This window comes from Apibacter mensalis (assembly GCF_001418685.1).
GTDB lineage: Bacteria > Bacteroidota > Bacteroidia > Flavobacteriales > Weeksellaceae > Apibacter > Apibacter mensalis.
In genome coordinates, this window is sequence record NZ_LIVM01000015.1 from 25,866 (window position 1) to 48,563 (window position 22,698).

At 30.9% G+C, this 22,698-nt stretch carries 24 protein-coding genes; 20 read left to right on the plus strand and 4 right to left on the minus strand.

From position 1 onward, the window contains the following. The first annotated feature begins 6 nt into the window (after positions 1–6). From ASC36_RS09340 to ASC36_RS09415, 16 genes are read left to right on the plus strand one after another with little or no spacing between them, the layout of a single operon-like run. Positions 7–576: a 4Fe-4S dicluster domain-containing protein gene (locus ASC36_RS09340; protein WP_055426235.1), complete on the plus strand. Its 570-nt coding sequence runs from the start codon at positions 7–9 to the stop codon at positions 574–576. 15 nt (positions 577–591) lie between these two features. Continuing rightward, positions 592–1,098 carry a Rieske (2Fe-2S) protein gene (locus tag ASC36_RS09345; RefSeq protein WP_055426236.1) on the plus strand — a complete coding sequence of 169 codons (507 nt, stop codon included), beginning with the start codon at positions 592–594 and terminating at the stop codon, positions 1,096–1,098. A 4-nt stretch (positions 1,099–1,102) separates the two neighbouring features. Further along, entirely contained in the window at positions 1,103–1,375 is a 273-nt protein-coding gene (locus ASC36_RS09350; RefSeq protein ID WP_055426237.1) for a hypothetical protein, read from the plus strand. Continuing rightward, positions 1,368–2,351, plus strand: coding sequence for a GTP 3',8-cyclase MoaA (gene moaA, locus ASC36_RS09355; RefSeq protein WP_055426238.1), 984 nt, complete (start codon positions 1,368–1,370; stop codon positions 2,349–2,351). Before ASC36_RS09350 ends, moaA begins: the two co-directional genes overlap by 8 nt. A 39-nt stretch (positions 2,352–2,390) precedes the next feature. After that, positions 2,391–3,584, plus strand: a complete 1,194-nt coding sequence (locus tag ASC36_RS09360) for a molybdopterin molybdotransferase MoeA (protein WP_055426239.1) — start codon at positions 2,391–2,393, stop codon at positions 3,582–3,584. After that, complete coding sequence (locus ASC36_RS09365) at positions 3,572–3,895, plus strand: winged helix-turn-helix domain-containing protein (RefSeq protein ID WP_055426240.1); 324 nt, start codon at positions 3,572–3,574, stop codon at positions 3,893–3,895. Before ASC36_RS09360 ends, ASC36_RS09365 begins: the two co-directional genes overlap by 13 nt. Before the next feature lie 2 nt (positions 3,896–3,897). Further along, entirely contained in the window at positions 3,898–4,452 is a 555-nt protein-coding gene (mobA, locus tag ASC36_RS09370; protein ID WP_167336881.1) for a molybdenum cofactor guanylyltransferase, read from the plus strand. Between the two features lie 7 nt (positions 4,453–4,459). After that, positions 4,460–4,690 (plus strand): MoaD/ThiS family protein, encoded by a 231-nt coding sequence (locus ASC36_RS09375; RefSeq protein ID WP_055426242.1) that lies wholly within the window; start codon positions 4,460–4,462, stop codon positions 4,688–4,690. 21 nt (positions 4,691–4,711) lie between these two features. Then, positions 4,712–5,797, plus strand: a complete 1,086-nt coding sequence (gene moeB / locus ASC36_RS09380; RefSeq protein ID WP_055426243.1) for a HesA/MoeB/ThiF family protein — start codon at positions 4,712–4,714, stop codon at positions 5,795–5,797. 9 nt (positions 5,798–5,806) lie between these two features. Next, a complete protein-coding gene (locus ASC36_RS09385; protein WP_055426244.1) occupies positions 5,807–6,244 on the plus strand; it encodes a molybdenum cofactor biosynthesis protein MoaE in 438 nt (145 codons plus the stop codon). 4 nt (positions 6,245–6,248) lie between these two features. After that, positions 6,249–6,938: an MOSC domain-containing protein gene (locus ASC36_RS09390; protein ID WP_073961266.1), complete on the plus strand. Its 690-nt coding sequence runs from the start codon at positions 6,249–6,251 to the stop codon at positions 6,936–6,938. A 32-nt stretch (positions 6,939–6,970) separates the two neighbouring features. Continuing rightward, complete coding sequence (locus ASC36_RS09395) at positions 6,971–8,230, plus strand: alginate export family protein (protein ID WP_055426245.1); 1,260 nt, start codon at positions 6,971–6,973, stop codon at positions 8,228–8,230. A 17-nt stretch (positions 8,231–8,247) separates the two neighbouring features. Then, complete coding sequence (moaCB, locus tag ASC36_RS09400) at positions 8,248–9,156, plus strand: bifunctional molybdenum cofactor biosynthesis protein MoaC/MoaB (RefSeq protein ID WP_055426246.1); 909 nt, start codon at positions 8,248–8,250, stop codon at positions 9,154–9,156. A 15-nt stretch (positions 9,157–9,171) separates the two neighbouring features. Continuing rightward, positions 9,172–9,936: a molybdate ABC transporter substrate-binding protein gene (gene modA / locus ASC36_RS09405; RefSeq protein ID WP_055426247.1), complete on the plus strand. Its 765-nt coding sequence runs from the start codon at positions 9,172–9,174 to the stop codon at positions 9,934–9,936. Positions 9,937–9,940: 4 nt separating this feature from the next. Next, positions 9,941–10,618, plus strand: a complete 678-nt coding sequence (gene modB / locus ASC36_RS09410; RefSeq protein ID WP_055426248.1) for a molybdate ABC transporter permease subunit — start codon at positions 9,941–9,943, stop codon at positions 10,616–10,618. An 8-nt stretch (positions 10,619–10,626) separates the two neighbouring features. Beyond that, positions 10,627–11,283: an ATP-binding cassette domain-containing protein gene (locus ASC36_RS09415; RefSeq protein WP_055426249.1), complete on the plus strand. Its 657-nt coding sequence runs from the start codon at positions 10,627–10,629 to the stop codon at positions 11,281–11,283. A gap of 477 nt (positions 11,284–11,760) precedes the next feature. On the opposite strand, the gene ASC36_RS09425 is transcribed toward ASC36_RS09415, so the two are convergent. The 4 genes from ASC36_RS09425 to ASC36_RS09440 form a co-directional block, all read right to left on the minus strand. Continuing rightward, a complete protein-coding gene (locus tag ASC36_RS09425; protein WP_055426251.1) occupies positions 11,761–12,567 on the minus strand; it encodes a GIY-YIG nuclease family protein in 807 nt (268 codons plus the stop codon). 53 nt (positions 12,568–12,620) lie between these two features. After that, positions 12,621–13,883: a Y-family DNA polymerase gene (locus tag ASC36_RS09430; protein WP_055426252.1), complete on the minus strand. Its 1,263-nt coding sequence runs from the start codon at positions 13,881–13,883 to the stop codon at positions 12,621–12,623. Position 13,884: 1 nt separating this feature from the next. Beyond that, complete coding sequence (locus ASC36_RS09435) at positions 13,885–14,301, minus strand: LexA family protein (protein ID WP_055426253.1); 417 nt, start codon at positions 14,299–14,301, stop codon at positions 13,885–13,887. 278 nt (positions 14,302–14,579) lie between these two features. Next, positions 14,580–15,233 carry a response regulator gene (locus ASC36_RS09440; RefSeq protein WP_055426254.1) on the minus strand — a complete coding sequence of 218 codons (654 nt, stop codon included), beginning with the start codon at positions 15,231–15,233 and terminating at the stop codon, positions 14,580–14,582. A gap of 821 nt (positions 15,234–16,054) precedes the next feature. Between ASC36_RS09440 and ASC36_RS09445 the strand changes: the two genes are divergently transcribed. From ASC36_RS09445 to ASC36_RS09455, 4 genes are all read left to right on the plus strand, one after another. Further along, positions 16,055–17,218, plus strand: a complete 1,164-nt coding sequence (locus ASC36_RS09445) for a restriction endonuclease (RefSeq protein WP_055426255.1) — start codon at positions 16,055–16,057, stop codon at positions 17,216–17,218. 1,210 nt (positions 17,219–18,428) lie between these two features. After that, positions 18,429–18,548 carry an AlpA family phage regulatory protein gene (locus ASC36_RS10555; RefSeq protein ID WP_082435438.1) on the plus strand — a complete coding sequence of 40 codons (120 nt, stop codon included), beginning with the start codon at positions 18,429–18,431 and terminating at the stop codon, positions 18,546–18,548. Between the two features lie 545 nt (positions 18,549–19,093). Then, positions 19,094–20,206, plus strand: a complete 1,113-nt coding sequence (locus ASC36_RS09450) for a PKD domain-containing protein (RefSeq protein ID WP_055426256.1) — start codon at positions 19,094–19,096, stop codon at positions 20,204–20,206. A gap of 34 nt (positions 20,207–20,240) precedes the next feature. Then, complete coding sequence (locus tag ASC36_RS09455; RefSeq protein WP_055426257.1) at positions 20,241–22,679, plus strand: ATP-dependent Clp protease ATP-binding subunit; 2,439 nt, start codon at positions 20,241–20,243, stop codon at positions 22,677–22,679. Positions 22,680–22,698 lie beyond the last annotated feature (19 nt).

Here is a 22,698-nt window from a genome sequence, read left to right on the forward strand (position 1 = left end):
GAAAATATGGTAAGTATAGAATATAATAAAAATGTAGGCTTTTTTGTAGACATGCAAAGATGTATAGGATGTCATGCATGTGAAATGGCTTGTGCTGAATGTGAAACTAACGGGCAAGATAGTATGATCAATATCCATTATGTAGACCGTAAGCACACAGTACAGACCACAGTACAGGTTTGTATGCATTGCGATGATCCGGTTTGCGCAAATGTTTGTCCGGCTGATGCCATAACTAAAGATAGTTTTGGTGTGGTGCATTCAGCGAATACTTCCCGATGTATCGGTTGTTCCAACTGTGTTATGGCTTGTCCGTTCGGAGTTCCTAAAAAAATGGAAGATGCAGAGCTCATGATGAAATGTAATATGTGTTACGACCGAACAAGTGCAGGGCTTAAACCTATGTGTGCAACCGTTTGTCCTAGTGGAGCACTATTCTATGGAACATTAGAAGAAATAGAAGCGAAACGTCCGAATAGTACACCGGTAAATAAATTTATTTTTGGAAAGCAAGAAGTGGTTACTAAAGTCAATATTATGATGCCAAAAGGAAGTACCGAATTAAAAGTTCACTAATAATATACAAGAAAAATGTCAAAAAAAGATAAAGATAAACCCATTTGGAAATCAGATTTTCCTATAAAGCAGGATGAGGCAACGTATGTTTCTAGAAGAGACTTTGCAAAGTTTTTGTGCCTATTATCCGGAGGATTAGCTGTAGGAAACGGTGCTATAGCTGCTAAATCTTTATTATTTCCTAAAAAAAGGCTAAATGAAGAATATTTTGTTTGTGATTCTACAGAGGTTCCCATAGGGAAAATGAAAGCCTTCGTGATCAATGATAATCATAAAGTGCCCTATATACTTATTCATTTAGGCGAAGATAAATGGAGATGTTTTGAGCAAAAATGTACTCATTTATCTTGTGCGGTGTTATATGATCATGAACAAAATAAGATCATTTGTCCATGTCATAAAGGTTTTTTTAATCCCGAAACCGGAGATGTGTTACAAGGTCCGCCACCCAGGCCCTTACCACAACTGTCTGTGGTAATAAGAGATGGAAAAGTTTACGTAACAGATAAAGATAAAGCTTAAGTGTATGAATAATTTCAGAGAAGTTCAAAATTCAGTTAATTCTAATAAAATTAATACATTAATGTCTGCAATAATTGTTATATTAATATTGATTTTAACTTTGCAGGTATGGATGATGTATGGAGCATTGAACAACGCATTAGAAGATAACCAGGCGTTTGCATGGGCAACATTTGGAGGTTCGGTTTTTCTTTTCTTTTCAGCAGTATTTTTATTAAAATATTTACCGGAACGCCCAAAAAATCTAAAAAAAGATCCGAATAATCAATATGAATAATCTCATTGATAGTTATAATAGAGTTCATAATTATTTGAGAATTTCTCTTACAGACAGTTGTAATTTTCGTTGCATTTACTGCATGCCCAATGAAAAAATGCAGTGTTTGCCATACGGTGAATTAATGAATCCGGAAGAAATTTTCAGCATATCTGAAATTTTTACAAAATATCAAATAGATAAAATACGTCTTACCGGAGGAGAACCTCTGGTAAGACGCGATTTTGCTGAAATAGTTAAGAAGTTGTCTAATTTACCGGTAGAACTGAATTTAACAACCAACGGAGTACTTTTACATAAGTATGTGGATTTATTAAAAGATACAGGATTACATACGATCAATATCAGCATTGACAGTTTACAAGAAGAAAAATTTAAATTTCTTACTAAACGTAATGTATTGGCTCAAGTTTGGGATAATATTTTACTTTATATTAACCGAGGTTTTCATGTAAAAATTAATACGGTAATCATGAAAAATATAAATGATGATGAAATTAACGATTTCATCTCATTAACTGAGAATTATCCAATACAAGTTCGTTTTATAGAATTTATGCCCTTTAGTGGAAACCAATGGGAAAAAAATAAGGTTATAACTATGAGCGAAATGTTGAATATTATAGATTCTCATTTTATTTATGAGAAAATCCAAGATAATAACCACGATACTACTAAAAAGTTTAAAGTTAAAGGGTATGAAGGAACATTTGCTTTCATAACAACTATGAGTCAACCTTTTTGTCAGGGATGTAATAGAATGAGAATTACCGCTGATGGGAAAATGAAAAACTGTCTCTTTGGAAAAGATGAGTTTGATATTTTAACAACCTTACGAAAAGGAGAAGACATTGAGCCCATCATACAATCCTTTTTAAAAAACAAACATAAAAAGATGGGAGGTCAGTTTGAAAATTTTATAAAATTAAATCCCGAATATCTTAAAAATAGGAGTATGATTAAAATTGGCGGTTAACTTTTTCTTTGCGATATGCTAAAAAAAACCTATTGAGTCATGAATGAATTTATAACAGTTAATGAATCAAGAACTATTATTTCTAAAGAAATAAATAAGAAGTGTCCTATCCATGAAATTTATTTGAGTGATTCTCTTCATTCTTATTTAGCAAAGCCAGTTTATGCCCCTATAGATGTACCGAATTTTACTAATTCAGCTATGGATGGATATGCATTTAGTTATCAAGATATGGTTGACAAAAATGAGCTTACTGTTAAGTATGTCATTCAAGCCGGGCAAACAGAATTGCCAACATTAAATAGAGGTGAAGCAGCTCGGATATTTACCGGAGCTATGATACCAACCGGAGCAGATATGGTGGTTGTACAGGAAAAAGTAAAAGTCGAAAAAAACATTTTAAGTTTTCAAGAAGAAAAGTATAATAAAGGTGATAATATACGTCAACAAGGTTCGCAATCAAAAATAGGAGATTTATTGGCTGCTGAAAATACTTTGATTACACCGAGCATAATTGGTATGTTAGCAGGGTATGGAATTGAAAAGGTTAACGTTTTTTCCTCCCCTAAAATTGGTATTATCGTTACAGGAAATGAATTGGTTACGGCCGGTATTCCTTTAAAAAAAGGACAAATATATGAGAGTAATTCAATTACACTACAATCAGCTTTGAAAGAAATGGATATACAAGTTGAATTTATGTTGAAAGTTTCTGATGATAAAGAAAAAACTTTTCAAGAAATCCAAACAAGAATACCGGAAGTAGATATATTATTACTAACGGGGGGCATTTCTGTGGGAGATTATGACTATGTTAAAGAAAGTTTAGAAAAAGCTGAAGTAAATCAACTTTTTTATAAAATACAGCAAAAACCCGGTAAACCTTTATATTTTGGTAAAAAAAAACAACATTATGTATTTGCCTTACCCGGTAACCCGGCATCTGCCTTAACATGTTTTTATCAATATGTACACCCTTTTATAAGAGGGTTGAAAGGAGAAAACAATATTTTTGATTTCTATGAAGAAGCTAGGTTGTTAACCAACTTTAATAAAAAAAACAAACTCACCCATTTTTTAAAAGGTTATTTAAAAAATGGTGAGGTTATCCTATTATCGTCTCAAGAATCCTATAAGATGAATTCTTTCAGTACAGCTAACTGTATAGTGGAAATATCGGGAGAGGAAAGAATGATCCATCAAGGTGAAAAAGTTACGGTATGGAGAATTTAAAAATTGAAGGGTACATTTGGTTGGAAACAACTAACGGCTTAAAAATAGGCAGAGGACGGGCCAAACTTTTAAATTGTATTGATAAAACCGGTTCTATAGCTGCTGCAGCCAGAGAAATTGGTATACCTTATAGAAAAGCATGGGGAATGGTAAAAGAAATGAACGAATTTTCCAATACTGCTCTGGTTTTTAAAAATTTAGGAGGTAAAAATGGAGGAGGTGCTTTCTTGACTAAAGAAGGAAAAAAAATCGTCGAAAAATATAAAAAAATTAACGGACAGTTTATTTTGTTCAAAAGCAATACTTTATGATAATGGAAGCTTATATCCTTGCCGGAGGAAAAAGTATACGCATGGGAGAGGATAAAGGGTTAAAAAAACTAAACGACATTCCTATAATTCAATACAGTATTGACACTTTATCTTATTGTTTTCCAATTATTAAAATAAATACGGATAAAGAGGAATATAAACAGTTTGGTTGGGAATTAGTTCCGGATAAGATCAAAAACAAAGGTCCATTAGGAGGAATTCACGCCGCATTAGATCACTCTAAAAAAGATGTATTTATAGTAAGTTGTGATATGCCCTTTATTACAGTAGAAGCAGTTAATTATTTGCTTGATAAACATGATAATAGTTTGGCAACGGTGGCAAGTTGTAAAGGAAGGATTCAACCCTTATTTGGGATTTATACCTATGATGCGCTACAACTTATAGAAGAAAAAATGGCAGGTAATCAATTAAAAATGATGGATTTTATTCTCAAGACCCCATCAAAAATTATTGAAATGTCGGAAATTATAGACACAGAAATATTTTCTAATATAAATACTCAAGAAGAATTTAAGAAAATCGAAAAAATCTAAAAACCATATGAATATTAAAATTTTTGGAAAGTTAACTGATATTTTTCTAAATGAAAAATATCAGTTAAATAAAAAAGTAAGTACTGTTTTGGATTTAAAGGAAACCTTGGAAAATTATTTTCCGGATTTAAAATCCTTAAATTATTTGATCATCATTAATAACCAAAACGCAAAAGAATCAGATCCTATACCGGAAGAAGCAGAAATAGCCTTATTACCGCCCTACTCGGGAGGATAAAAAATAAAATTTAGTTAATCGATGGATGTTAAAAGATATAGTAGACAAATAATTTTATCCGGATTTGGCGTTGAAGCCCAGGATAAGCTTTTTAATTCTCGCGTTTTAGTGGTAGGAGCAGGGGGATTGGGCTGTCCTGTACTTCAATATTTAACTTCTGCCGGGATTGGACAAGTGGGAATTGTAGATTTTGACCAAGTTGAAGTGACCAATTTGCATAGACAAATTTTATTCAAAGAAGGAGATGTGGGTAAGTTTAAGTCCATAGCTGCAAAAGAAAGGCTTGAAGAAATGAACTCAGAAGTTAAAATAGTCTCCTTTACGGAAAAGATTACTGCAGATAATGTATCTAAAATTATAGATTCGTATGAAATTATAGTTGATTGTACAGATAATTTTCAAATAAGGTATCTTCTCAATGATATATGTACTATAAAAAATTTACCCTTGATCTATGGAGCCATTTATCAATACGAAGGACAGATTTCTGTATTTAATGTTGAGAAAGAGGAAATGAGGACCAATTACAGAGATTTGTTTCCTAATCCCCCTTCACCTTCAGAAGTTCCCACCTGCAATCAAACAGGGGTTCTAGGTACGCTAACCGGTATTATCGGTACCATTCAAGCCCAAGAAGTTATAAAAATAATTACAGGTATTGGGGAACCATTGGTACATAAATTAATGATATTTAACATCTTGGATTATACTACACGAATTATTAATTTTACCAAGTCGGAAAAAAACTTCACTCCGAAGAATGAAGATGAAATTAAAGCTATCGATTATGAACACATTTGCGGAGTCTTTACATCCGTAAATGAAATTGAAAATCTTTCCCGGTTGAAAGAAGTTCTATCTCAAAAAAAATCGATACTGGTAGATGTAAGAAATGAAAATGAGCTACCCAAAATTTCAGGTTTCGATTATAAACAGATTCCGTTGTCTGTGTTTAAAGAAAATATACATATTCTTGAGGAGTATGACTCAATTGTATTTGTTTGTAAAACAGGATTACGCAGTAGCCGCGCTGTCGAGATAGCCGAAGGAAAATTTCCAGAAAAAGAAATATGGCATATTCGAAACGGAATTGAAACGATTTTTTAATAGAATTATATGAAAAAAAAATATCCATTTTTAGAGGGAGCTATTCCCATTGAATTTATTTCCGAAATTATTCAAAGCCATACCCATGACAATAATATTGGAGGACATAGCATTTTTTTAGGTCAGGTTAGAGCAGATATAATAGAAGAAAAGGAAGTAGAAGGGATTGAATTTACCTCCTATCAAGAAATGGCTATTGAAAAACTAATTCAGATAAGGAAAGAAATATTTACTAAATACGATTTATTATGTATGCATGTACACCATAGCTTAGGCTTGGTAAAAAAAGGTGGAGTTTGTTTATTTGTTTTTACTTCTTCAAAACATAGAAAACCTGCCATACTTGCTTGTGATGAGCTGGTTGAGAGAATAAAAAAAGAACTTCCTATATGGGGTAAGGAAATATTTAGTGATAGCAGCTATCAATGGAAAGAAAATAAACAGTAAAATCATGAAAAGACCTTTAATCAGCTCTTTACATGTTGGTAAAATTCAACGGTTGGCCAATACAGAGTATTTAAGCGCTATTAATAAGCAAAGAGTTACCGATCCGCAAAAGGTGTCCAAACTAGGACTGATAAATGATGAGCAGAGTGATAAGATAAACCACGGAGGAGAAGAAAAAGCTATACATCAATATGCCTTTGAGAATTATGAATATTGGAAAACGTCTTTACCCGGTATTTCTAAATTATGTTATTCAGGAGCCTTTGGTGAAAATATTTGCTCACTCGGAATGAAGGAGGATACAGTTATGATCGGAGATATTTACCAAGTTGGTAGTTGCATTTTAGAAGTCAGCCAAGCCAGACAACCGTGTTGGAAATTAAATTATTATTTTCAATGCAGTAACATGTCGCTTCGGGTCCAAGAAAGTTTACGAACAGGATGGTATTATCGAGTTTTGGAGGAAGGAAGTATACAACAAGGAGATACCATTGAATTAATCGATCGACCGCATCCCGAGTACAGTTTAACATATTTATTAAAAATTTTATATGAAAAAGAAAATTGTTTAGATAATGAAATTTTAAGCAATTTAATAAAGATAAAATCATTAGCACTAAGTTGGAAAAAAATATTTAGTAATCGTTTGGAAAATGGAAAAATTGAAAATTGGGATAAACGATTATTTAAATAGAGAAAATTAATTATTAATTTAAAATTAAATTTATGAAACACAAAAAAATTTGGTATTTGTTGTTTTTTAGTTTAGGGAGTTTAAGTCTCTTAACTGCACAGAAAATTAAAATTGACGGAGAACTGAGAACCAGAGGAGAATTAAGAAGTGGTTTTCGTAAACCTTTGGCAGATTCTTTAGATGCTGCTTATGTGAATAATTTAAGAGTACGTTTAGGTGCTACTTATTCTGAAAAAGATTATAAGGTTAAAATTACTTTACAAGATACGGAAACGTATGGATCAAACGGAATTAATAAAACCGGAAATAATTTGGGAGTATACGAAGCTTGGGCGGAGTATTTTTTTACACCTGAATTTTCAGGAGTTTTAGGACGTCAGATATTGGAATATGACGACAAGCGTTTATTTTCTTCCGGTAATTGGAGCAATACCCCTAATGCGCATGATCTTTTAAAATTAAAATACGAAACAGCTAAATTTAAAGCACATGTAGGAGGAGGATGGAATAATGCAGCAGATGTCCTTTATGAGTCTGTATATGACAAAAGTTATAAGTCATTATTTTATACCTGGATATATAAACCTATAGGAAAATTTACAGCTTCTGCCATATGGGTAAATGAAGGTTTCCAAAAAGGTGAAGCTCCTGAAGAAGTAAAAACATCCATCTTTAGAAATACTGTAGGAGCAAACTTCGGTTTAGATGATCGTAGCATCCCTTTTTCATTTTATGCAACCGGGTACTACCAGTTTGGATATGATAGATCAGACAGTAAATTAGATGCTTGCTTATTAGCGTTAAAAACTAACTATAGATTTTCAGATTTTATTTCTGCAAATGTAGGCGTTGATTATTTCTCAGGATCCAAATCAACGTTATCAAAAACTAAAGATCACACTTTTAATAAACTTTATGGAGCTAACCATTTTTTTAATGGTTCTATGGAGTATTGGGCTACCTTACCTAAGCAAGGGTTACTTGACTTATACGGCGGTGTATCCGTCAAAGCTAATTCTAAATTAAGCTTTGATGGTGGGTTTCATACTTTTTCAACTGCTGAAAAAATGGAAAACAGAAATAACAAGGGTATAGGATCCGAAATAGATTTATTGGCAGATTATAAATTTTCTCAATCGTTATCTTTACAAGCAGGTTGGAGTACTTATATGAAAAACAAAGGAACAAGAATATTAAAAGATCAAATTGGTATAGATACCAAATTCCCGCAATGGGCATATATAATGATTACTTTTAAACCGGTATTCTTTTCAACCAAAGCAGAAAATTAATTTATAAAAATAAAAAAGTGGTAAATATAACGCATAAAAGTAATTCTTTACGAAAAGCCATTGCCCAAGCGGTGGTTCAGGTTGGATCTCAACAAACTATACAAATAATCAAGGACAACAAAGTTCCCAAAGGAAATATTTTTGAAATGGCAAAGGTTGCCGGTTTATTTGCTGTAAAAAAAACTAGCGATATGATTCCGGATTGTCATCCGCTTCCCATAGAATATACTTCCATAACCTATGAAATTAGAGAGTTACAGATTTATATTTATGCTGAAATACATACCATTTATAAGACAGGAGTTGAAGTGGAAGCTATGCATGCTGCATCGGTAGTTGCCTTAACGATGTATGATATGCTTAAACCTATCGATAAGAATATCGAAATTCAAAATATTAAATTATTAGAAAAAAGAGGAGGTAAATCAGACAAAAAAGATTCATTTGATTTACCATTGACTGCATCCGTGTTGGTTTGTTCTGACAGCATTTCTAAGGGGGAAAAAAAGGACCGAGCAGGTAAAGTAATTATGGAAAAAATTCAAAATGAAGGGATCAAGGTTTCTGATTATGAAATTATTCCGGATGAGAAAGAGGATATACAAGCTAAAGTTAAAGAATACCTGCAAAAGGGAGTAAATTTAATTTTGGTAACCGGGGGAACCGGATTATCTAAGAGGGATATTACCCCTGAGGCGATCCACCCCTTACTGGAAAGAGAAATTCCGGGAATAGCGGAAGCTATAAGAAGCTATGGGCAAAATAGAACACCTTTAGCTATGTTATCCAGAAGTATAGCCGGTTTAATCGGAAATACTTTAGTAATTACTATGCCGGGTTCAACCCAAGGAGCAGAAGAATCTATGGATGCAGTTTTCCCTTCGATTCTGCATATTTTTAAAATAATTGAAGGAGCACAACACTAAAAATTTTATATAATCATGAAACGTAAGCTAGTTTTTATACCGATATTATTATTTTTATTCGTCATAATATCCTGTACAAAAGAACGAAAAGCTACCATCGCCGCTGCCGCTAATTTAAGATATGTGTTGGAAGAGATAAAAGAACAATATCTTAAAGATTATCCGGGCGCTGATCTTCAAATAATTTACGGATCTTCGGGAACTCTGACGCAACAAATCATCAATGGAGCTCCTTTTGATCTGTTTATGTCTGCAGATACCAAATTTCCCAGCAAACTAGAAGATAGGGGAATGACTTCCGCATCAGCAATTAACTATTGTTATGGAAGAGTGGCCATGTGGAGCTCAACACTCGATCTATCGCAAGGTTTATCAGCCATACTTTTACCGGAGGTTAAAAAAATAGCTATTGCTAATCCGGATAATGCTCCCTATGGTTTAAATTCAATTAATACACTTAAAAGACTGAATTTATACGATAAAGTAAGTAAACGTATAGTTTGGGGGGAAAATATCAATCAGACGGCACAATATACATTTTCAGGTAATGCAGAAATAGGATTTATTGCTTTATCACTGGCATTGGCTCCGGAAATGAAAAATAAAGGTCACTATTATGTCTTACCGGAAAATATATGTCCGCCCATAGCACAGGCAGCTGTTCTTATTAACGGATGGGAAAAAAACGGAGAAGCCTCTCGTTTCTTAGATTATATCATCAGCTCCCAATGTGACCATATTTGGAAAAAGTACGGATACGGTCTAGCAAAAAAAGATTAAATAATTGAGCGAAGATTTTATAAACACCCTTTGGCTTACAGGTAAGCTGGCAACTTTATCAACTTGCATCTTATTGGTTATAGGGTTGCCGGTATCCTACCTGTTGGCTTATACACATTTTAAAATTAAACCTCTGGTTGAAGCTTTGATATGTATGCCTTTAGTCCTTCCTCCTACGGTATTAGGATACTATTTGTTAATAGCTTTTAGTCCGCAAAATATATGGGGTTCTTTTTTAGAAAAACATTTTAATATTAGATTGGCATTTACTTTTGAAGGAATTATTATAGCAAGTATTATTGCAGGTTTACCCTTTATGATACAATCTCTTCAAACTGGATTTTCGTCTCTTCCGGCAAGCTACAGAGAAGTTTCCTATACTTTAGGAAAATCCAAAACCACTACCTTTTTCAAAGTTTTATTACCCAATATAAAGCCTTCTCTTATAACCGGTATAGCATTAACATTTGCTCATTGTATAGGAGAATTCGGAATTGTGTTGATGGTTGGAGGAAATATCCCGGGAGAAACTCGTATTGCTTCTATTGCAATTTACGATCAGGTACAGGCATTAGACTATAAAACCGCGAATCAATATTCATTTATTTTATTTTTAACTTCATTTATATTGCTAACTCTTATTTATAGCATTAATAAAAGTTTTAAAATTAAAACTATATAATTTTTTTAATGATATATATTGATATTGAACATAAAATTTTGACTTCTGAAGGAAGTCGTATTTTATCTGTCAAAACAGAACTGCCGGACAACAAATTTATATGCATTTCTGGGCCATCAGGTATAGGAAAAACAACACTCCTTAAAATGATCGCCGGTTTAATAAAACCCGATTGGGGAATAATTCAAATGGGAGATTGTATTTTTTTCGATTCCTTGAATAACATCAATATAAGTCCGCAAAAAAGAAATATAGGTTTTATGTTTCAGGATTATGCTTTATTTCCCCATATGACTGTGGAAGAAAATATATCTTTTGCACAGAATAAAGTTAAAGATAAAGCATGGGTTGATACTCTTATTAAATCTTATGGTTTAGAAGCTTTACGAAAACAGAAACCTAATAAACTTTCAGGAGGACAAAAACAAAGGACTGCTCTTGCGAGGACCTTAGCCAAGAAAGCAGACATATTACTCTTAGATGAACCTTTGTCTTCTGTAGATTCGACTATGAGGATAAAACTTCAAAACGAAATTCTAAAGACACATGCTGATTTTGGTTCTACTACATTATTAGTTTCTCATGATCAAGATGAAGTTAACAAAATGGGACAATGTGTTTTACAATTGGGATATGATCAAATTCGATCAATTAAGAATTATTAAAATTATATTTTATTTTTTTTAATATTTTAATACAATTAGGGTTTTTTTTTAGAAATTAGTACCTTTGTGGTACACTAAATTAATTTTTTCACAATATAAATGGAAAAGATGAACTAACAAACAAACAAACAAACTAACTTCTACATAAATGAAATTACTGATTTTTATTTCCTCTATACCAGGATTACTCACTATTACTTTTATTATTTTGAAAGTTTTAAAAATTATAAAGTGGGCTTGGGTTATAATTTTTTCTCCTTTATGGATTGTTTTTTTATCTAGTATGAGTTTAATTTTTTTATTAATTTTTTATGTGAAAATTTATAAAAAATTTATAAAAAATTCATACAAAAATTTTTACATAAAATTGATATTAGATAAAATGATGCAAAAAAATAAGTATTAAATAATTACTTATATAAGTTAAAAATATAGTACATTAAATATTATATAAGTAAGAATAAATTCAAAATAAAATTATTGAATTTTTAAGGAAACTATTTTATTGTTTTTTAAATAACTTCTTAAAATTCGTCTTGCATCTTTATTATCTGATTTAGGCGTAATAAACGTCAGAGGATCTTTTCGGGATCTTTTTGGACAGAATCCAAAACCTTTATAAATTCCATTTTCTATTAAAACTAATCCTTTTTCATCCTTAGTTCGTCCCGGAAGTTTTAATAATAAGGTTTCTTGTGGAAAAGAATTTTTCTTTAAATATTGTTGTACACGTTTGTTATAATCTTGTATGGGCTCCTTATTGATACAAGCACCTAAACATTCGTGTATAGTATACTGGAAACATTGAGCCTTCGTTTTATACAATCCGTTTATTTTCTGACAAAGTTTATAAGTTTCCGTAATTCGGAATAAATCTTCTTTTCCTTGCTTTAAACTTAAATAAGAATTAATTTCCTGTGATCGATTATCTATTTTTTTCAATTGTAAAGATATATATCCCTCTTCAGTAATTTCGGGATATAAACCATAATAAAAAATACTATGTCTTTGCGCTCTGTTATAAATGGGTTTATGGTATTTTATTTCCTCAGATTCCATAAGAAGCGCAATTAATTCACTTCCTGTAGGCTCATACCTCACTTTAGAAGCAAAGTTTTGAATTTTTACTGATTTACGGTCAGTACAGGTAAAGTGTTGGCTCAGTCTTTTTTTGATATTATTGCTTTTTCCTATATAAATCAACCGTTCCTCATCAGTATAAATATAATATACTCCCGGGATGGTAGGTAAATCGGTAACAATATTTTTTAAATCCTCACGCATATTCATTCTATTTTTATAAAATTATTATAGGATTATACTTGGCTAAATCCTTCTTATACTTTTACTTGTATAATTTCCCGTATATCGGTAGAAAAACGTTTTGAAAGTCGGGTCTGCTTCATCTTCCACGTACTTTTTATATCTTGACATCCCAGTTTAAGTTTATCTTCGTGGTATTTATGATTCAACTTATCTATAATCTTCATAATAGGCTGATGCTTCAGGTAATAATCCTCGTCAAACAAAGAAATTTGTCTTTCCGATTCAGGGATTAAGCCTGAGACAATAACTCCTGCTTTTTTATATTGATAGCCTTTTTTATATATTGCTTCCAGTGCTTTTTGAGCACATTTACTTAACTCAATAGCTGAGTTGTGGGGATTGGAAAGCGTTAAAGTAACAGTGGGATGATATTGAATTAAATCGCCCCTAAAGAAGTTTGTATGCAGGAAAACGGTCACGTAGTTACAGCAACTTTGTTGTGCGCGTAATTTTTCCGAGCATTTGATCGCAAAGGTAGCCACTCTTTCTTTTAGATCTTCTATTTTGTCAGTCATGTAATCGAAGGTGCGGGTAGTAGCAATGGACTTTTTACGAGCAGGTAAATCTATATCGAACTGGGGAATTCCTTTTAATTCATTGATTATGCGGATTCCTACAATTCCCATTTCCTGACGTATAAATGTTTCCGGAAGGTTTACCAATTCATAAGCTTTACGAATACCTTTTGTCCGTAATCGTTTGTTTAATCTTTTTCCGATTCCCCAAATATCTTCAATATGCAACCAATTAAGTGCTTTTTCAATTTTTTCGGGAGAATCTATTACATATACATTATCAGTTTTCTCAGGATATTTTTTAGCTATCCTATTAGCTGCTTTGGCAAGTGTTTTGGTAGGGGCAATTCCTATGCTGGTAGGAATGCCTACTCCCTTGAGTATATATTTTCTTAGGTCTAGACAATATTCCCGCAAATTCAAATTCATATAGCCGTTAAAGTTCATAAATGCTTCATCAATAGAATATATTTCAACTTCCTTGCAATAACGCCCAATAATATTCATCACTCTGTTGCTTAAATCTCCATATAGAGGAAAATTGGCGGAATAGAGGAATATTTTATTTTCTTCAAATATTTTTTCATATTTAAATGCAGGAGCCCCCATAGGGATTCCAAGGGATTTTGCCTCATTGGAACGAGCAATTACACATCCGTCATTATTCGAAAGTACACAAACAGGCTTACCCGTTAAAGAGGGATTACTGACTCTTTCACAAGAAGCATAAAAATTATTACAATCTAATAAAGCGTACATGCTATGAAAATTTTATAATAGTATGGGTAAGTATTCCCCAAATAATAAAATCTTGGTCAGGAGTAACCCGTATAGATTCGTATTCCTTATTTTCAGGAAGGAGAATAATTTCTTTTACTATGCCTTTTTCCTTTACTACCTTTAGTCTTTTTAATGTAAATTCCCCATCTATATAGCACACGGCAATATGGCCGTTTTTAGGCTCCAATGCTTTATCAACGATAATAAGGTCTCCGTTATATATTCTCATATCTTTCATAGAATCTCCATTTACCCGTGCTAGAAAAGTGGTTTCGGGATCCCTTATTAATTCATCGTTTAAGTTAATTCGTTCCAAATAGAAATCATCTGCTGCCGAAGGAAATCCGGCTTTGATGTCTCCTGCAAACCATAAAGATAAATTATCTTTTCGCTTCATAAATGCAAATTTATTATGAATTATGTTTAAAAAGAAGCGATAAAATAGTAATTTGATTGATATTTAGATAATATAAATGATATTTCCATAATAAAATAGAGGAATATTTATGAGGTGTTCACTATTTAAGTAATCATTTATATACCGAAAGAATATAGGGATCGGATGTTTACTGTTTAATTGATGGATTTCGTAATAAATGCATGATGCTTTTATATTTTATTTTAAATCAGTCAATTATAGTTTAAAATATTTTTAATGAATTTTATTTATAAAATTTATATTAAATTCCAGTCTGAAAATAAAGTAAGTAAATGTAAAGTAGTTGCTGCTCCGGCATGTTGCCGAATAGATACTAATCTTTTATTTAAATAACTTTCACTGTTTGGGTATACTTTATCGGTCTTAAATTTGACTGATATTTCCGGGACATTCATACCTACAGATAATAGGCGCACTAATTCCAGGTCGTTATTTGTGAACTCAAATAATCCGCCTTTTTGAGATTTATTTGTATATAGGTATATTTTATTTTCATAGACATTTTCTATTGCTTTCTTTAATTCTTGTGAACAGTCCGCACCTCTCGTTATAAAAGCATCTATATTATATTTTTCAAAGAAAGAATTAATAACAGGTTGTCTATTCTCAATGGAAAAAACAATAATTTTAAGATCAGGAAATTCTTCTTTAACAACTTTAATAAGTTCTTCCCCGGATGTAATAATATGTTCTTGAATACTGTCAAATGATAAATCTGTAATTAATAGTTCATAAGGTAAGTTATCGGAAAAGGACTTTCGAATTTTAGAAATGGCATCATCGCAATAATTTGCTTGGTCAATATGAGATACATTTAATTCTTCAACTATTTTTTTAACAGCAAAATTATCGTTAGAGAAATTCTCTGCAATAAGAATCTTTTCAAACATAATAAAACTTTTTAGTGTTGTGTTATTGTTTTTGTATTACCTACAAAAATAATATTAATATTTTAAATAATATATAAAAATTTAGGGATAAAATTTTAGTTTATTAGATAAAAATAAACACAATGACTAATTAGTGAAATTTAATATTAATTAAACATTAACACTCGTAATTTTTCTATCTATAAAATTTAAAGAAACTAAATATTTGATCCTCTCATTTTAATTTATGAATATTCTTTTTTTTAGGTTATAAGCATTCATATCAATCATTTTACCTAATAATACATATAATTTTTTTAAAATTATTTAAAAAAAACAATAAAAATAATAAATGTTACTGATAATACTTATCATTTGTGTCTTTTTTTTTCTATTATTGGTACTGTATTTTTGATTGGTTAGAGGCATTATTATACCCAAAACAGCAAAATGATTTTTGTTAATACCATAATAAACCCGAAGTAAACAGGATAAAAATTTTATAAAAAAAGTATTATATTGTATGAATGAGAATGGTAATTTTTATAAAGTTTTTTAGTTAGAATATTAAATAATATTTTAATTTGTAATTGTTTTTTTTAGCTAAAATTTGAATTCCATTTGATTACAAGATTTATTGATATAGATTTGTAATTCAATAATGAATTGTTAAAGATTTCACCCAAGTGAGCGAAAAAGATAACGCAATAATTTATTTGCATTAAAAAAAGAATTAAGTTCCCAAAAGAAACAGTTTTTCATAAAGCCTTTCGAAGATGCTAAAAAGCAAAAAAAGATAAAAAATATTTTTATGATAATAAATAATTAAAACCATAACTATTATGATAAAAATTCCCTTATATCCGGAATACAGTCGAACTATTGAATTATTAAAAATAATTGAAGGAATCAATACGCAAGATTTTAAAAATATGTGGAATACAGTTTGGGGGTTGAGAGGAACGCCACAAAATACGGTGGATTGGAAAGATCCTGATAGCTGGATTTACGAACGGTTAGATGGTAAAGATAAAGAAATTGCCCTTAAAATATGGTTGGAAAGCAATAAAAAGGTAAATCCGCGTTGGACAAGGGGGGATCAGTTTTTAATGTCAGGATATAAATTAATAGAAGAAGTTAAAGGAGTATATTTGCTCACAGAAATCGGAAAAATTTTTGTTAGTAGTATTCAAAATGAGGTAATAAAACAAATTGATTTAGAAGAAGGACTTATACAAATATTGGTTCAATTGTCTTTATTAAATAAAGGAAAACGATCAGATTTATTAGAAGATTGGGAGGAATATACCCGAAATAATTCCAACTTAAAACAAGATTCCGTAATTAAAGATTACTTACGACGAAGATTAGTTAATTTAATAGACCGAAAATATGTAAAAAGAGAAGGAAATATATATTCTATTACTGATAAGGGGATCTCATATTTAGAAAAAGTAAATAAAAATAACCCTAAACCTATATTAAATAAGGAAACTGAGCTTAACAAATTAATTGATCAATTTACTGTTGAGCAAAGGCAAATCCTTAAAAATTATTTAAAAGAAACTACTCCGTATCAGTTTGAACACATTATTAGAGATTTATTGACTTCTATGGGATATGATGAAGTGGAAGTTACTTCTTCTACTAATGATAAAGGAGTAGATGTGACAGGTATCAGTCAAAATGGGATAACAACAGTAAAAGAAGTTATTCAAGTTAAAAGGATGCTTACTTCCAATGTTAATCGTACGGTGTTAGATAGTTTACGAGGTTCTTTACATCGGTTTGACGCTTTTCAGGGAACTATAATTACTCTTTCTGATTTTGCAAAGGGGGCAAAAGAAGCAGCTTTTGAAAAAGGAGCAGCTCCCATAACACTCATAAATGGAGAAAAATTAATAGATTTACTTCTACAGTACGAAATAGGAATTAAAAGGAAGACTTTTCGATATTATATCGTAGATGAAAATTACTTTAATAACGAAGACGAAAACGTAGATTAATTTTTTGTTTAAATAAATCGTTAAGTGACTTATCCGATTTTTGCATTTATTTTACTAAATGGGAATAAACAGCAGAACAGAATTAATGGTACAACAATACACAAATAGGATTATAGAATAAGTATAATAATACATAAAACTAGAAGAGTAAGGTATAACTTTTAAAAGTGTAATGAATGAGTGGTATAACAGTAGTTGTTGCCAAAAATTGAAATTAAAACGTTGTTGAAGAATAAGTAATTCATTGGAAAAACACATCGTACCATATGTTGGTAATGTACCTATTTCAGAAACTACACCTCGCATACTCATTGAGTTATTAAAACTCCTTGAGACTGTTAATAAACTTGAAACCCTATCGAGCATTATACACGTCTAAATGAGATTATGGATTAAATTTGGGATATATAAATACAAATATCTTAACTAAATTTCATTAAGTTTTTGAAAAACCAACTGTGGAACATACGCTAATTATTCGTCCAGAAGAATTACCATAATTTATGGAAGCTCTTTCTAAGGCTAAAATTCGTACTGAAATTAATTTATTAATTGAATTTCAATTATTAATGTTAACTCGCCCAATATAGGTGCTTCAAATTGAATGGGTCTGACATCGATATTATTAAAAGAATTTGGAAGGTTCCGGCGGAAAAGATAAAAAAAATCATGAATACCTTGTACCATTAACTCAAAGAGCAATTGATATACTTTTGGAAATGAAAAAATTAACGGTACAGGAAAATACGTTTTTGTATCAAGAGCCAAAAATCATTTGGAAAAACATATGAATTCTCAAACTGCTAATGTAGTCATAAAACGAATGGGATTTAAGGGAAAATTAGTTCCACACGAATTAAGACCAATCGTTTCAACCTTTTTTTAATGAAGATAATTTTGACAGAGATGTTATTGAAATGTCTCTTTCACACGTTGATAAAAATTCTGTTCATAAGACGTATAATAGAGCGTTGTACTTAGAATAGCGAACAGAAATGTTAAATTTTTGGTCGGAATTTATACGTTATGCTAAAGAGTAAAATTCTACAATTTCATAAAGAAAAAGCAATAAAAATTACACCTTCAATGTTCAATTCGCCGTTTAATAACATTAGTAATTTTTCTTATTCACTAAATTTTTGAACTTATTTATACATTTTCTTTCACATAATACATAGCAAATTAAAAAACTATAATTATGGTAAAAAATATGAACAGAAGATTAATTAGATTAGCAGAAGTAATTCATAAAACAGGAATCTGCCGAGCATCAATTTACAAAGAAATGGCTGAAAAAAGATTTTCTAAAGATATTAAGTTAACATCTTAGGCAGTTGGTTGGGTAGAAAGTGAAATTGACGAATGAATTGATAAACAAATTGCTAAGCGTGATAGTTAACATTTGAATAAACCTTTTACCTTTGATATAGAATTTTTATAACTTTCTAGATAAAACTACCAAGGATAAAGGTTTTTAACTTTCTATTGAATTATACATAAATATATCAAATGATTTTTTAGTTTTTAGTAATTAAAAAATTTTAACTCTTTTAAGTTAAATATAATTTTTAACCTTTTATAGCTTCTCATTATTTGATTTAAAAGGAATGATTTTAATCATCTTATAACTTAAGAAATATAATTTCGTACTAAAAAAATAAATTAACAATTTTTTTATATAAAACGCAAAAAAAAAAGCTAAATGATATAAAATAAATTAGATAAAATAAAATATGCGAATTATATGAATATATTTATAAACGTTTTATTAATTTTTTTGTCATAAAATAAGTAGTTTATATACTTTTATTTCATAAAAAATTTCCTTATATATTTCGTATATATAAATATTTTACCTAAGTTAGCAGTGGCTTAATGAAATTATTCGGCACTATGTTTTATAAATTAAAAGGAATAATTGATCATTTTTTTAGCAAGGTAGATATAAGAATATTTTTGGTATTCATACTGTTTATTTTGTTTGGATTATTTATTTTACTCTATAAATATTCAAGATATATAGACTGTGGGCAAATAGATTTTGCTATAGAAGCTGAAAAAAAGCAGGTTGGCGAAATAATCGGATTTAAAGACTTAACACCCGGTGCCAAAAATTGGGCATGGGATTTTGGAGATAATTCTGAAAAAAAATTTGATCGCTCACCTTTCCATAAATATACCAAATCGGGAATGTATGTAGTGACTTTACAAGTTAACGGTTCGTGTACATTAAAAAAAACGTTGGAAATAAGGAATATGGGTAAAATAATAGATTCCATGAAAATTCCAAAAATAATTGCCCCTATGGTAGTAACTGTTGGTCAACCCGTGGAAGTCTATTATAAATATCTTGGTGTGCCTTTTTCATGGGAATGGAGCTTTGGAGAATCGGGACAAATGGACAATACTTCCGAATATCCGGTTTATAGTTACAGTACACCGGGAAAGAGGAGAATAACCTTAGTGATCAATGGGGATGTCACTCATATAGCCAGTAAAGATATTTATGTAAAACCCAGAAAACTGACCACATCTGTTTTAGATTCCATGAAAGCCTACATTATGGCTAAAGATCCGGTGGAATACCTTTTACCGCCCGGTAATCCTCAGAAAGACCCTATGGAAGAATTTTTACGACATATTCCGGCTGTACCCATAGAAACCCCCGTAGAAGAAAAAATAAACAAAGTTGTAGAAAATCTGGCACCCTCTATATCTGAAAACCAATTCAAATTATTATTACTAGAAGTAGCGAAACAGAATAAAGCAAAAGAAGATTTTGGTAAATATACTTGTAATAAGTATGATTTCCCGGTAGTTAAAAATGACAACGTTATTATACCATTTTCTGAATTCTGTGAAACCATTCAAAATAAAAGTATTAAAATCAAATCATTACGAATTACCAAAAATAATAAAAATTGTATAGAAAGTATAATCATTAAATACAAAATTAAAAAAGGTCCTTTTATATGGGTTTATGATTAACTAAAATAAAATACCTATTTATATAATCAATAGAATGGAAGCAATATTTACCGAGGAAATATATTCGGCATTAGAAATAGCTAAAAAATACGCCATAGAAAAGAAGAATGTACAATATGGAGCCCCTCATTTTTTAAAAGCAATCCTTCATAGAGATCTATCTCTACTGAAAGAATTGGAAGCTATGAAAAAAGATGTATTTTTTATTGAGGAATGGGCTGAAGTAAGGATTGATGATTTTCCACGAGCCAGTAAAAATATACAGCCCGAAGCCGACGACAGTATTGATAGAATAATAAAAGAAGCCGATGAAATAAGAGATATATTAGGCAGAGAAGAAATTGACCTTTATTGTATAATGGCGGCATTGGCAACACCGGGAGTAGGTTTCAGTTTTGATCAAATGAAAAGTTTTCCCATCATTAGAGAAGAATTATTAGTTAACATTGACCATGAAAGGGAGATAGGAATTTCGGAAAAAAATAATACCATAAAAACTCCCATCAAGTATTTATACAAGTATACTAAAGACCTGTTAGCTAAATCCCAAAAAAATCCCAAGTGTATAGTATCCAGAGAAAAAGAAATTAAGGAAATAGTAGAAATTATATGTCGTTTTTCAAAACCCAATGTGCTGTTACAAGGTTATCCGGGAGTAGGTAAATCTGTATTGATAGAAGGGTTTGTCAATTTAGTTGTTCAAAAACAAGTACCGGATAAGATTCAGAAGACAAAGATTTATGAATTGGATTTAGGAACCTTAATAGCAGGGGCTTCCTATAAAGGGGAAATAGAAGATCGCTTAAAGAAGATATTACAAGAATTAAAATCATATTCCCAATCAATACTAATTATAGATGGAATCCATGTTCTCTTAGATAAAAATAGTGATAATTCAGGAATTTCCAGCATATTAAAAAGTGAATTATCCAATAATAACGGTCTGACCCTTATTGTAACCACGACAGTTGATGAGTATACAAAAAAAATTGAAAAAGATGAAGGACTATCTGGAATGTTTGAAATTATAAAAGTGGAGGAGCCTAATGAAGAACAAGCATTTAGAATAATAAAATCGGCATTACCTTCTTATTTATCACACCACCATATTCAAGTAACTGATGAAGCGGTTACCGAATCAATAAGGTTGTCTCAACGATATTTAAAGGAAAAAAGTTTGCCTGAATCGGCGCTGAATTTATTGGATAGAACTATGTCTGTTATTAAAACTGCGGGTATCTGCTTTCTAAAAGAGAAAGATACCCTACAGGAAAAATTAAAAGAAATAAAAGAAGGTAACGGTAATAGAAAATTAGAATTAAAGTGGTTTTATGAAGATTTAAAAAAGAAAGCTCAATATTTGTTAGTACAAGAAAATATAATTAAGGATGATATAGAATTATTATCAGAAGAATCTTTATATGAATATTTAGAATCTTTGTTGGATAAGCTCATGCAAGTAGCGCAATCCAAAAAAGGGCATATTAGTCCTATAGATTTAGCAGTAGTTGTAGCTCAAAAAACAGGTATTCCATTAGGAAAACTACATTCCGATGAAAAAGACCGATTACAGAATATGGAAGAAATACTGAAAAAGAGGGTGGTTGGTCAAAATCATGCAATAGAAATAATAACTGAGGCGGTTTTAGAATCACGCTCAGGATTAAGTAAAGCAGGTCAGCCGATCGGATCATTCTTTTTTTTAGGTCCTACTGGTACAGGGAAAACGGAATTAGCTAAATCATTAGCAGATTTTCTTTTCCAAAATGAACAAGCGATTATTCGTTTTGACATGTCGGAATTTAAAGAAGAACATTCAGCAGCTCTGTTATACGGGGCACCTCCGGGATATGTAGGTTATGAAGAAGGAGGATTGTTGGTTAATAAGATCAGACAAAAGCCCTATTCCATAGTTCTTTTTGATGAGATTGAAAAAGCGCATTCTTCCGTATTTGACGTTTTCCTCCAAATAATGGATGAAGGTAAACTTCATGACCGTCTGGGTAAAGAGGGAGATTTTTCCAACGCCTTGATTTTATTTACTTCCAATATAGGTTCTCATTTTATAGTAGATTCTGTTAATAATGGAAAAGGATTACCCTCTTCCAACCAACTAATGGAAATCATGTCCGGCAATTTTAGGCCGGAATTTTTAGGACGTCTTACGGAAATTATTCCTTTCAGTCCAATCAGCAAAGATAATGCGGAGGGAATATTTGAAATTCATTTGAAAAAAGAATTAGTAGACTTGGTAAAAAACTTAAATATTCATTTAATCTTGACGCAAAATGCAAAATCCTTTTTAGTAGATAGCGGGTTTAATGCAACGTACGGGGCAAGACCTTTAAAAGGAATTATTCGCTCTACCTTACGAAGGCCCATGGCAAAAAAAATAATTTCAGGAGAAATCAAAGAAGGAGATAATGTTACTGTGGATGTATTGAATAATAACTTACAATGGATTATAAATTAAAATAAAGTATTAATTAAAA